This window comes from Archangium sp., from assembly GCF_036389735.1.
GTDB lineage: Bacteria > Myxococcota > Myxococcia > Myxococcales > Myxococcaceae > Archangium.
The window spans coordinates 1-12,133 of sequence record NZ_DASVWK010000312.1 but is presented as its reverse complement, the minus strand read 5'-3'; the positions used below and the strand labels follow the sequence as shown (position 1 = coordinate 12,133).

Here is a 12,133-nt window from a genome sequence, read left to right as displayed (position 1 = left end):
AACGAATAAGACGTCGGTTTTTATCGGATTTCCGTCACGGCCCTCCGTCCTTAGAATCTCAGCAGAGGGAGACGCACCGATGACGCCGACCGAACGGACCATCGCCCGACTGCCCGCGCATCTGCGGCGCTATGTGGTGAGCCAGAACTACGACGCCTATACCCCGAGAGACCAGGCGGTCTGGCGCCACATCCTCGGCCAGCTCCGGAGCCACCTGAGCGACAAGGCGCACCCGGTGTACCTCGAGGGCCTGGAGGCCACGGGCATCGGCGTGGAGCGCATCCCCAGCCTGGATGAGATGAACGAGAAGCTGTCCAAGCTCGGCTGGGCGGCGGTGGGCGTGCGCGGCTTCATCCCGCCCGCGGTGTTCACCGAGCTGCAGGCCATGGGCGTGCTGGCGATCGCCGCGGACATCCGTACTCACGAGCACATCGCGTACACGCCGGCGCCGGACATCGTCCACGAGAGCGCGGGCCACGCGCCCATCATCGCCAACGCGCGCTATGCCGAGTACCTCAAGCGCTGCGGGCTGGTGGGCTTCAAGGCGATCGCCACGGTGGAGGACGAGGCCGTCTTCCAGGCCATCCGCAACTTGAGCGTGGTGAAGGAGGACCCCACGGCGACGGAGGCGGAGGTCGCCCACGCCCAGGCCCGGCTGGAGGCGGCCAACCAGAGCCGCCGCTACGTGAGCGAGAGCACCCGTGCCTCGCGGCTCTACTGGTGGACGGCGGAGTACGGTCTGATCGGCACCGTGGCACAGCCGCGCCTCTACGGCGCCGGCCTGCTCTCCAGCATCGGCGAGGCGAAGCATTGCATCACCGACGCGGTGAAGAAGCTGCCGCTGAGCCTCCAGTGCGCGGACACCGAGTACGACATCACCCGGATGCAGCCGCAGCTCTTCGTGGCGCGGGACTTCGAGCACCTCTTCGAGGTGCTGGCCGAGTTCGAGGCCACGCTGGCGTGGAAGCGCGGGGGCGACCACGGCCTGAAGGAGGCCATCCAGGCGCGCACCGTGAACCACCTGGTGCTGACGGATGGTCGGGAGATCACCGCTCGCGTGGTGGAGGCGCTTCCCGGTGCTCGTCCGGTGGCCGAGGGCCTCACCTCCGCGCTGGTGCGCCTGGAGGGCCCGGTGATGGTGTCGCGCGGGGGCAAGGCCGAGGGCAAGCCTTGGCCGGGGCTCGCGCTGGTGGCGTTTGGCGCCGGAGAGCTGCCGGACAAGGGCTCCTTCCAGCTCGAGCTCGCCAGCGGCCTGAAGCTCCAGGGCTTCGCCGTGGGCGGAGGTGAGGTGCTCAACCTGCGCGGGGAGCTGAAGGGCCGTCCGGTGGAGCTGCCCAGCGTGACCCAGCTCTTCTTGAGCGAGGGACTGCCCTCGGTGGCCGGTGGCCCGGCGGACCCGGGCGCGTGGGACCGCTGGTTCGGCGAGCTCAATGCCTTCGCCGAGGGCGAGGGAGAGGCCAAGGCCCGCGCGAAGAAGGCCACGGCGCTGCACCCGTCGCTCGGGGCGCTCTACCGCGAGGTGCGCACCATGCGTGAGACGGGCGCCATCAAGCCCGAGCGCCTGGAGCAGATCGCCCGCGCCGCCACGGACTTCAAGGACGACTGGCTCCTCCGGGTCGAGGTCGAGGAGCTGCGGAAGCCCACGCGCGCATAAACCCCCCTTGAAGCACCTCGGGCCTGAATCCCCTCTCCTCGGGGTTCGGGCCCTTTGTCCATTCACGCCTGCTCGCCTGCTTCCGGAAGAGCCCCCACGTCGGGGGGATTGGGCCTCCAACCGGACTTCGTGGTTTATTCAGGTTTCCCCTCGGGCCCCCATGCAAATCCGGAAAGACATCATCGAGACCATTGGGAACACGCCGCTCATCAAGCTGAGGCGTGCCTCCGAGCTGACGGGCTGCACCATTCTCGGGAAGGCCGAGTTCCTCAACCCGGGCCAGTCGGTGAAGGACCGGGCCGCCCTCTTCATCATCCGCGATGCCATCGCCCGCGGCCTGCTGCGCCCCGGTGGCACCATCGTCGAGGGCACGGCCGGCAACACCGGCATCGGGCTGGCGCTCGTGGGCAACGCCCTGGGCTACCGCACCGTCATCGTCATCCCCGACACCCAGAGCCAGGAGAAGAAGGACATGCTCCGGCTCATGGGCGCCGAGCTCCTCGAGGTGCCCGCCGTCCCCTACAAGGAGCCCAACAACTACGTGAAGCTCTCCGGCCGCCTCGCCGAGGCGCTCAACGCCCGCGAGCCCCACGGCGCCGTCTGGGCCAACCAGTTCGACAACGTCGCCAACCGGAGGGCCCACCTCGAGACCACCGGCCCTGAAATCTGGCGCCAGACCGAGGGCCGTCTGGACGGCTTCGTCTGCGCCGTCGGCTCCGGCGGCACCCTGGCCGGCGTGGGCCTCGCCCTCAAGGAGCGCAACCCCAACATCGTCATCGGGCTCGCGGACCCCCTGGGCGCCGCGCTCTACCACTGGTACGCCCACGGCGAACTCAAGTCCGAGGGCTCCTCCATCACCGAGGGCATCGGCCAGGCTCGCATCACCGCCAACCTCGTGGGCGCCCCCATAGACGAGGCCTTCCAGATTTCCGACGCCGAGGCCCTCCCCCTCCTCTTCGACCTGCTCGAGCACGAGGGCCTGTGCCTCGGAGGCTCCAGCGCCATCAACATCGCCGGGGCCATCCGCCTCGCCCGGCTGCTGGGGCCGGGACACACCATCGTCACCGTGCTGTGCGACTCCGGCAACCGCTACACGAGCAAGCTCTTCAACCCCGCCTTCCTGCGCTCCAAGGACCTGCCCGTCCCGCCCTGGCTGGAGCACGGCCCCGAGTCCTCCGTCGCGGGCACGCTCCTGCGCGACCTGCTCTTCGCCAAGGCCTCCTGAGGGCGAGGAGCCCTCACGCCACCCGCGCGCGCTCGGCGTCGTCGAGGGGCAGCCGCACCCGGAAGCAGGCGCCCCGTGCCACGGACGCGTCCAGCTCGAGCGTGCCTCCGTGGTTCTCCATGACGAGCTGCCGGCAGATGGCCAGCCCCAGCCCCGTGCCCTTCCCCACGTCCTTCGTGGTGAAGAAGGGCTCGAAGACGCGAGCCCTCAGCTCCGGCGGAATGCCCGGGCCGTCATCGGCCACCACCAGCTCGATCATCCCGTCCCGCACCGAGGTGCTGACCCGCACCTCGCCCTGAGGGCCCAGCGCGTCGAGTGCGTTGCGCAGCAGGTTCAGCAGCACCTGCCCCAACTGCCCGGGGTGGAAGGAAAACCGCGGCAGCTCGCCACACTGGACCTCCACCCGCATGCCCGAGGGCAGGGAGCGACGGATGAGCTCGACCGATTCGTGCACCACCTGGTTGAGGTCTCCGGGCGTCAATCGGGGGCGCTCACCGCGCAGGAAGGCGCGCAGGTCGGCCTGCATGGAGCGGATGCGCTCGGACGCGTTCCACATCCCCTCCAGCGCATCGGGGGCGTCCTCGAGCACGAAGTCCACATCCAGCTCCTTCCACAGCCGCTCCAGTTCCTGGACGTCCTCGGGGTGGGCCACCAGCCGCTCGCGGCAGCGCCGCAGCGCCTCGGCCAGCTGCTCGAAGTACTCGCGCACCGGCGGCAGGTTGTTGTGGATGGCGGTGAGCGGGTTGTTGATCTCATGCGAGAGCCTCGCCAGCAGCTGCCCCATGGCGGAGAGCTTCTCCGCCTGAAGCACCTTCTCGCGGGCCTGGTGGAGCTCGGCGGTGCGGGCCTCCACGAGGCGCTCCAGCTCGGCGTTCCTGCGCCGCAGGGTGAAGTCCCGCCAGCGCACCACGCCCACCACGGCCGCCCCCAGCAGCAGCACGCCCAGCCCTCGCGCCCACCAGGACGCCCACCACGGCGGGTGCACCACCAGGGCGAGCCCGGCCACCGGGCCCCACGCCCCCCGGTCGTTCCGCGCCCGCGCCTCGAAGCGGTACTGCCCCGGGGGAAGCGCGCTGTAGTGCACCGAGCGGCCCGGGACGGCGTGCCAGTCGTCCAACCCCACCAGTCGCACCTCGTGCTCCACGCTCTCCTCGTCGAAGGCCCCCACGTCGGCGAAGCGGACCTCCAGAGAGCCCTCGCGGTGCTCGACCTCGACCCCCTCCTCTGGGGGCTGGGTGAACGCGCGCGCTCCGAGGCGGGTGGCCAGCAGCACCACGCGCGGGGGAGCCGCCGGGCCGGTGTAGCGAGTGCCATCGAAGCGACCGAGGCCATTCGAGGTGCCCACCCACACCACGCCATCCGCGTCCGCCAGGAAGGAGTTGCCGCTACAGTCGTCGCCCGGGGCGCCTCCGCTCGCACCGAAGTGCTCGAGCACCCCCTGGTCCCCCACCACGTGCACCCCGGCCCCGGTCCCCGCCCAGAGCCGGCCCGCCGTGTCCTCGCCGAGCATGTAGACGATGCCGTTGTGCAGCCCGGTGCTCCGGTCCAGGTGGAACCCGTCGATGAGACGCCCGTCCTGGTAGGTGAAGCAGCTGAACCCCAGCGGCTCCACATAGGACACGCACACGCGGCCGTCGCGCCGGATGAGCAGGTAGCGCACGCGGTCGTCCCGCAGCCCCTCGGCGGTGCCCAGGCGCCGGAACGTGCCCTGGTCGCGCACGTAGAGCCCGTCCCCCGAGGCCCACAGCCGCCCCTGCCTGTCCCGCTCCACGCCGCCGAAGAACGTCCTGCGGCTGGGCGGCAGCACCGGCTCGAAGGCCCACTGCTCGCCGGTGCGTACCCCTCGCAGCAGGCCGGAGGAGGTGGCCGTCCACAGGGTGCCATCGGGCTCCCACACCATGTCGAAGGTGTACTGCGCCGTGTAGCCGGACTCCTCACGGAACGAGCGCAGCTTGCCGCTCCTGGGCTCGTAGCGGTGCAGCCCGGTGGGGTTGCCCGCGGCCCACACGACGCCGTCCGCCTGCACCTTCACCGACTTGAGGGAATACCCGCCCAGCCCTGGGACGGGGACCCAGCCCTCGGACGTGCCGCGCACGAGCCCCGCGTCGGTGCCCACCCACAGCGTCCCATCCGCGCCGCGGTTCAGCCCCCAGAGCATGCTCGACGGAAGCCCGGAGGCGGAGTCGTGCACACGCCACAGCCCGCGCCCCAGGGAGCGGTGCACGCCCATGCTGACGACCCAGAGCGAGCCCTCGCGGTCCTCCAGGACGTCGCGCATCCGCGCCGACCGCTCCGAGAGGGCCAGTCGCAGGAGCTCCACACGCTCGCCCTCCACCACGAGCAGGCCTCGATAGTTCGGCACCAGCAGCTGCCCCCGGCTCCCCAGGCGCAGCCGGCGCCCGGCGCCCATCAATCCCTTGAGAAGGTCGGAGCGCTCCTCGAGCGGCGCGCCCTCGCGCGGCTGCATGACCAGCCACCCATCGCCGCTCAGCCACAGCCGGCCCTGCCCATCCCGCACGAGGGAAATGCTGGCCTTGTTGTGCCCCCGCACCTCCTGGACGCTCCACCGCCCCTGGGCGTCACGGCTCAGGAGTCTGGAGCCCGAGGCCACCTGGAGCGCACCCGAGGCATCCGCCCAGAGCGCCACGGCCGGTCCTCCCGGCCACTCGGGGTCCGGGGCGAAGCGCCCTGGCTCCACCTCCACGTACGGCCCCAGCTCGGTCCCCACCACCATCCGCCCGGCGGAGTCCAGGCGGAGGCTCAACACCCGCGGAGGCACCCCCTCCATCGGCACGGGGACGAAGCGGGCCCCGTCCCAGCGGACCACGCCCTTCTGCGTCACCAGCAGCAGCCGGCCCCCGGGGTCGAGCGTCATGTCCCGGACGCTCACCGACGGCAGGCCGGACTCGAAACCGAAGCGCTCGAAGCGCTCACCATCGAAGCGGTACACCGCGTCCGCGGCGCAGACCCACACGAACCCTTCCCCGTCCTGGAAGACGCAGGACATGTCGTGGTTCTCGATGCCGGCATCCGTGCCGTAACTGCGGAACCCGATGCGCCCCGGAGGCTCTCCACCACTCGCCTCGCGCCCCACCAGGGCGACGAGCCCCACGGCCAGGAGCACGGCGATTCGACTCGACAACATGACGCGACACCTCGGGCGCCAGCCTATCATCAGGGGCAAGCGGCTCAGAGGTGGGTAGGAACGGACCGGGTCCCCGACAACACAAAGGGCCGGCCCCCGAGAGGAGACCAGCCCGTGCACCCCGACAGCGGGTGGTGTCGCGGATGACTACTTGCAGACCTGGGCGCACACCGCCGGGCTCTTGGTCGGATCCTGGAACTGCGCGAGGTAGTCGGCGCAGGCGAGCTTCGCGCGCGCCTTCGAGCAGTCCGAGGCCGCGCCCAGGTCGAAGGTCTTGCCCGCGTTGGAGCCGGTGCAGTTGTCGTTGTCCTCCTTGCGGGCCGCGCAGTTGTTGGCCGTGTACAGCCTGGTCTTACAGTCCTCCACGCTGGTGCCGAAGGCGCTCTTGAAGCCCTCGGACTCCTTCGCCGCGGCCGACTGGCACTCGAACTGGCGCTCACACACCTGGTCCACGCCGGCCTCGCACACGGCCTCGGGGGAGGCGCAACCGACCGCGGACAGAGCAAGGACGGCAACGCTGAAGAGGAACTTGCGCATCTGGACATCTCCTGGAAGTGACTTCGTTGAGAGCGATGCCTGGGTAACATCAGGCTGGACTCAACGCGAACTTCTGGCGCGCGAAACCCTACCCTCCATGTCTGTATGGATTTGCGGGAGATGTGACGTGGTGAGTCAAACCCGGAGCGCGGGCTGGGCAGTCTCCTCGCGCCCCAGCTCGCGCCGGAGGCGGTACAGCTTCTGGGCCGGCAGGGCGAGGGCCAGCGACACCGCGAGCACGCCCAGCGCGAGGCCCAGCGCCGGCAGCACTTCCTGCGAGCGCCCCAGCCGGCTCGCCAGTCCCGCGAAGGTGGACCAGCCATACGCGAGGGGCAGGTGGACGACGTACACCCAGAGCGACGCGCGCCCCACGGGCCCCATCAGTCCGTCCAGGCGCGAGGGCAGCAACATGGCCAGTCCCGCCACCACGCCCAGCAACCCCAACCGCCACACCACCAGCGTCGGGTCGCTCACCTTCGGGTCCCCGCCCCACAGCGCCATCAGCACGAGCAGCCCCGTGCCCGTCCCCATCATCACCCGCCACTGCGGCACCCGCCTCACCAGCCCCAGCCCGAGTCCGGTGAAGCCTCCCGCGAAGAAGTACGCCGCCCAGGGGAAGAGGGGGAAGTTGGAGGTCTTTCCCGCCAGCGCCTGCTCCAGCGCGAGCGGCCACCCGCCGGACTCCACCGAGGCGCGCACCCACGGGCTCGCCAGGGGGAAGAGCACCGTGAGCGCCGCCAGCAGGCCCATCCTCACCGCGCGCCCACCGGGCAGGGCCAGCACGCCCGCGCCCAGCAGCAGCGCTCCGGCCACGCCGTGCAACGCATCGAAGGCCAGGAAGTGGCGCCACACCGCCGGGTCCCCGGCGAACAGCGCGGGCAGCCCCCAACCGGGCCAACGCAAAAGGTAACCCCAGCCGAGCAGCAACCCCACGCGCGGCAGGTAGCGGCGCAGCACGCTCATGCCCCCGGCGTCCGTGCGCTGCACCGTGGTGGCGAAGGCCCACCCCGCCACGAAGAGGAACAGCGGCGCGGTGACGGCCCGCATGGACCAGTACGCCAGCATCCCCGGGCCCTCGCGCGCGGCGTCCGAGAGCACCGCGTCCAGCGTGTGGCCCATCACCATGGCCACCACGGCCACGGCTCGCGCCCGGTCCAGCCCCATGTTGCGAGGGGCCGAGCCAGGAGCGGACACCCCAGCGGCGGGTGATTGAGAAGACATGACAGCCGAGACGACGGGACGGCGAGCGGCCTCAGACGCGCATGGGCATGACCACGGCCGTGAAGCTGCGGTCACCCGGGGCGTGCAGCACGCCGGGGCTGTGCTCGTCACCCAGCTCGAAGGCCACCTCGTCCGTGTCCGTCACACCCAGCACGTCGATGAGGTAGCGCGCGTTGAAGCCGATGGTGATGGCCGTGCCCCGGTAGGCGATGTCCAGCGCGTCCTTGGCCTCGCCCAGGTCCGGGTTGTTGGCGGTGATGAGGAGCTGGTTCTCCGACAGGCCCACGCGCACCGCGTAGCTCTTGTCGGCGCTCAGCAGCGCGATGCGCTTGAGGCCCTCGAGCAGCCGCGTCTTGGGCACCAGCACCGCCTTCTCCCCTTCCTTGGGGATGACGCGCTGGTACTCGGGGAACTGCCCGTCGATGAGCCGCATCACCATCGTCAGGCCCGTCTTCTTGAAGAGGGCCGAGTTCTCCGCGAAGCCCAGGTGGCACTCGGCGTCGGGCGCCTCGTCCAGCAGCCGCTTGAGCTCCAGCAGGCCCTTGCGCGGGATGATGACGCCGCTCTTGAGCTTGAAGTCCCCGGGCAGCTCGCGCTCGATGAGCGACAGGCGGTGACCGTCCGTGGCCACCATGCGCACCTTGCCGCCCGGCTGCGGCTCGAAGAAGACGCCGTTGAGGATGTAGCGCGTCTCGTCCGTGGAGATGGCGAACTGCGTCTTCTTGATCATCTCCAGCAGCGTGGCGCCCGTCACCTGCACCAGCGGCGCGCTCTCCTCGCGCGGCAGCTTCGGGTACTCCTCGGGCGCGGTGCCGACGATCTTGAAGTGCGCCGAGCCGCTGGAGATCTCCACGTAGTTGTTCGCCAGCTTCTTGAGCGTGACGTGGGCGTCCGGGAGGTTCTGGACGATGTCGAAGACGTACTTGGCGCTCAGCGTCACCGCGCCCGGCTTGATGACCTCGGCCGGGTGCTCGGAGACGATGCCGATCTCCAGGTCGAAGGCCGTCACGCTCACGCCCGTCTTGTGGGCGGTGACGAGCACGTTGGCGAGGATGGGCATCGTCGTCTTGCGCTCCACGATGCCCTGGGCGCGGTAGAGGGCCTTCTTCAGCTCGTCGGCGGCGATGCGGAATTCCATCTCGGGGGGGTCCTTGAAGAACCTGCGGTACAGGAAGGAGTGGCGACCTCTCGGCCGCCCCGGTCGGATGTAGCCCGGGAACCCGGGGCCGTCAACGAAGTGACGAGGTGACTTCCCAAGTCATGCTTCCTCGTCCAGCATACGACCGGACGAGGCCCTGGGTCTCTTCCCTACCTCCTGGCACACAAGTAGCAGGTGCGCCTACCAGCCACCCGCTCGGTCGCTGCTTCCAGGCCCCCCCGCATCCATTACTAGGGAAGGCCGGGGCCGCGAGGAGGACGCCATGCACGACAGGGTCTACAAATCCGACGACGAGTGGCGGCAGCAGCTCACCCCGGAGCAATACCGGGTCATGCGCGAGAAGGGCAGCGAGCCGCCCTTCACCGGCGCCTGGTGGGACCATGAGGGCGAGGGCCTCTATTGCTGTGCCGGGTGCGGCTCCACGCTCTTCTCGTCGAAGACGAAGTTCGACTCGGGCACGGGCTGGCCCAGCTTCTGGGCCCCGCTCAACCCCCGCCATATCGCCCAGCACGAGGATCGCACGCACTTCACGCCCCGCGTCGAGGTGACGTGCAGCCGCTGCGGCGCCCACCTCGGCCACGTCTTCTCCGATGGACCGTCCCCCACCGGGCTGCGCTTCTGCATCCAGTCGGCGGCCCTGGCCTTCGAACCCGAGGAGGACGTCCAGGCCGAGGGCCTGAGTGCCCCGGCCTATGAATGAGCCGGGCCGCATTCGCGTCGGGATAGTGGCAACCCGCCGGGGAGGCGGCGAGACTGCCGCGTCCCCCTCTCGGAGTCCGAACCATGACCCTGCGTCAGCCTCTCCTGTCCGCCGCCCTCGCCCTTGGCCTGCTGGCCGGCTGTAGCAAGAACGCCACCCCCAACCAGCCCGCCGAGTCCGGCGGCACGCCTCCGGCCCAGATGGAAGCTCCCGTCAATGACAAGCCCGTCCAGGGCGAGGCCGTGAAGCCCACCGAGGAGCTGCCCTCGGGTGGCACCGCGGCCGCGGCGCCCGGCGCGCCCGCCGAGCGGGGCCCCGCCGTCTTCTTCGTGAAGCACAGCGGCGTGCGCTGCATGGCCGCCCCGTGCCCCACCTACTCCGTCAGCCGGCCCGACCGCCCCAATGACGAGCCGCTCCCGGTCACCGACGTCGACCTGTCCGCGTTGAACGTCAGCGAGGAGAAGCGCGCGGGCCTGCTGGAGGCCACCATGCATGCCGGCATCAAGGTGGAGGCCACCGTGGACACCGTGCCCAACGCGGGCCCCGCTGGCGCCGCCACCGTGCTGCGCGTGACCAGGCTGGTTCAGTAGTCCCGTTTCGCGGGAAAAATCACGTTACTCCCCGCGTTGCTGGCGCTCGTGGAGCACCTCCACGTAGTCGCGCAGGACGCGGTAGGCCCCGCTGTCGTAGACCTGGGGCGCGCCGCCCGCGACGTGCTCCTCCAAGGCGAACAGGCCGGACGTGAGGGCGCGCCAGTCCTGGAGCAGCTCCTCGTAGCGGTGCTGCTCCAACATCGAGCGGAACGCCTTCACCTCGGAGAGGTCCGCGTGACGGCCCAGCGGGCCCCAGTTCCACGCGCGGGAGAAGAGCTCCTCGGTGCCACACGGACGGAGCTGCTCCTTGTGACGCACGCTGGCCGCCTTCTCCCCTCGCCAGAGGAAGAGCGCATACGCGAGCCACCCGATGAGGAGCAGCCCGCCCAACAATCCGAGCAGCGTGCACATGGGCCCATCGTTACCCGAAACAGGCCGCCAGACGACATGGCTCCTGTTCCGCCCCCGTGCCCCTCTGGGTGTACGATGGAGGAATGAGCAGCTTGACCGGTCACGAGCGCCGTCGTCATCCACGCCACCGGGTCCGCCTGGGCATCCAGTTCCTCCGCGGAGAGGTCGAGGTGGCGGGGGAGATCTTCAACATCTCGCGCTCCGGATGTCTCCTCGTCACGCCCGTGGCGATGAAGGTGGGAGAGCGCGTCGAGGTCCATCTCCCCGCCCTCGGCCGGCCCCCGCGGGCCTTCAAGGTGATCCGCACGCGCCCGCTGGCGGGCTCGTGGTACGCCGTGGCCGCCGACTTCGAGCCCTACCTGCCGGACGATGCCCCCCTGCTGAAGCTCATCAGCCAGGAGCAAGGCCCGCATGAGGACCCCGAGCAGCTCTTCTGAACCTGGCTAACCCGCCTTGCGCGCCACGAGGAGGTGCAGGCAGCCGGTGTCCTCGGTCCGCACCTGCGCTCGCTCCACGCCGGGCAGTCCGTCCACCAGCCGCAGCAGGTCCTCCGGGTCGCGATAGACGAGGTACCAGTCCAGCGCGCTCTCGGTGAAGTGGTGCATGGGGTGGTGCCCGTTGAAGTTGCCCAGCACCAACTGGCCGCCCGGGGCCAGCCCGTTCCACAGCTTCTCGGTGAGCCGCCGGGCGAAGCGCTCCGTCAGGTAGTCGTAGAGCCCGATGGAGTAGATGAAGTCCTGCGAGCCGGCGGGCAGCTCACTGCGATTGCGCAGCAGCTCCAACACCGAGCCACACCACAACCGCAGCGCCTCGTGCCGCGTGGCGGGCAGCGCCCCCACCCGGTTGAAGTGGGCGAGGGCCGCGTCCAGCGCGCCCTGGTCCTGATCCAGCAGCGTCACCGTGTCGAAGGAGATCTCCCGCGCCACCGCGACGAGCTCCGGCGCCGAGCCGGATGCCACGTTCATCACCCGGCGCGCCCCCCGGGCGTGTTCCTCGCGCAGCATCTGGCTCAACAAGTCGCGCCGGTTGCGCACCGCCTGGAAGCCCGGCAGCTCCAACGCCCACGCGTCCATCCACCGCTCGAAGGGCGTCTCTCCGGTGGGCGTGTGCCGGTAGAGTGCCTCCATCATCAGGAAGTCTCCCGCGTAGCCCCGGGGCTTCTCCCAGCAGCGCCGCAGCACCGCGCTGCTCCAGAAGCGCGGCCCGGCCTCGGCCCGGAAGCGGGCCTGCTCTGGCGAGGCGCGGGCGAGGCCCGGTGCGCCAGGCGTCCCCCCCAACCGCCAGAGGTCGACCAGGAGCGCCTCCAGCTGGAGTACATCCGCTTGGGTGGGAGCGCTCCTGACACGAGCGGAGTTTTCCAGCTCCGCCATCCAGGCCAGCAAGGAGGAGAGCGCGGTCGCGAACGAGGAGGGGGGCTCAAAGGGGGCAAGGCGACGAGCGAGCGTATTCAAGGCCGCTCCACCCTAACGTGGGCGCGGGAGGGGGCCC

11 protein-coding genes are annotated in these 12,133 nt (G+C 70.4%); 5 read left to right on the top strand and 6 right to left on the bottom strand.

Going from position 1 to position 12,133, the window contains the following annotated elements; all coding sequences use genetic code 11:
- Positions 1-79 precede the first annotated feature (79 nt).
- Together VF794_RS11090 and VF794_RS11085 are read left to right on the top strand one after the other, a co-directional pair.
- On the top strand, positions 80-1,654 hold the full coding sequence (locus tag VF794_RS11090; protein WP_331109516.1) for an aromatic amino acid hydroxylase: 1,575 nt from the start codon (positions 80-82) through the stop codon (positions 1,652-1,654).
- 160 nt (positions 1,655-1,814) lie between these two features.
- Complete coding sequence (locus VF794_RS11085; protein ID WP_331109514.1) at positions 1,815-2,879, top strand: cysteine synthase A; 1,065 nt, start codon at positions 1,815-1,817, stop codon at positions 2,877-2,879.
- A gap of 13 nt (positions 2,880-2,892) precedes the next feature.
- On the opposite strand, the gene VF794_RS11080 is transcribed toward VF794_RS11085, so the two are convergent.
- The 4 genes from VF794_RS11080 to dnaN all read right to left on the bottom strand — a co-directional run bounded on the left by VF794_RS11080 (position 2,893) and on the right by dnaN (position 8,920).
- The gene (locus tag VF794_RS11080) at positions 2,893-6,024 is read right to left on the bottom strand and encodes a sensor histidine kinase (protein ID WP_331109512.1); all 3,132 of its coding nucleotides are present in this window, start codon (positions 6,022-6,024) and stop codon (positions 2,893-2,895) included.
- Positions 6,025-6,171: 147 nt separating this feature from the next.
- The gene (locus tag VF794_RS11075) at positions 6,172-6,561 is read right to left on the bottom strand and encodes a hypothetical protein (protein ID WP_331109510.1); all 390 of its coding nucleotides are present in this window, start codon (positions 6,559-6,561) and stop codon (positions 6,172-6,174) included.
- A 135-nt stretch (positions 6,562-6,696) separates the two neighbouring features.
- Entirely contained in the window at positions 6,697-7,782 is a 1,086-nt protein-coding gene (locus VF794_RS11070) for an acyltransferase family protein (protein WP_331109508.1), read from the bottom strand.
- A gap of 31 nt (positions 7,783-7,813) precedes the next feature.
- Positions 7,814-8,920 carry a DNA polymerase III subunit beta gene (gene dnaN / locus VF794_RS11065; protein ID WP_331109506.1) on the bottom strand — a complete coding sequence of 369 codons (1,107 nt, stop codon included), beginning with the start codon at positions 8,918-8,920 and terminating at the stop codon, positions 7,814-7,816.
- A gap of 283 nt (positions 8,921-9,203) precedes the next feature.
- On the opposite strand from dnaN, the gene msrB reads away from it, so the two are divergent.
- Together msrB and VF794_RS11055 are read left to right on the top strand one after the other, a co-directional pair.
- On the top strand, positions 9,204-9,641 hold the full coding sequence (msrB, locus tag VF794_RS11060; RefSeq protein ID WP_331109504.1) for a peptide-methionine (R)-S-oxide reductase MsrB: 438 nt from the start codon (positions 9,204-9,206) through the stop codon (positions 9,639-9,641).
- A gap of 83 nt (positions 9,642-9,724) precedes the next feature.
- A complete protein-coding gene (locus VF794_RS11055) occupies positions 9,725-10,231 on the top strand; it encodes a hypothetical protein (RefSeq protein ID WP_331109502.1) in 507 nt (168 codons plus the stop codon).
- A gap of 24 nt (positions 10,232-10,255) precedes the next feature.
- Here the strand turns inward: VF794_RS11055 and VF794_RS11050 are convergent, their stop codons facing one another.
- Complete coding sequence (locus VF794_RS11050; protein WP_331109500.1) at positions 10,256-10,645, bottom strand: hypothetical protein; 390 nt, start codon at positions 10,643-10,645, stop codon at positions 10,256-10,258.
- An 83-nt stretch (positions 10,646-10,728) separates the two neighbouring features.
- Between VF794_RS11050 and VF794_RS11045 the strand changes: the two genes are divergently transcribed.
- On the top strand, positions 10,729-11,082 hold the full coding sequence (locus tag VF794_RS11045; protein ID WP_331109498.1) for a PilZ domain-containing protein: 354 nt from the start codon (positions 10,729-10,731) through the stop codon (positions 11,080-11,082).
- A gap of 6 nt (positions 11,083-11,088) precedes the next feature.
- Here VF794_RS11045 and VF794_RS11040 read toward each other — a convergent pair whose 3' ends face one another.
- Positions 11,089-12,015 carry a class I SAM-dependent methyltransferase gene (locus tag VF794_RS11040; RefSeq protein WP_331109496.1) on the bottom strand — a complete coding sequence of 309 codons (927 nt, stop codon included), beginning with the start codon at positions 12,013-12,015 and terminating at the stop codon, positions 11,089-11,091.
- Between the last annotated feature and the right edge of the window lie 118 nt (positions 12,016-12,133).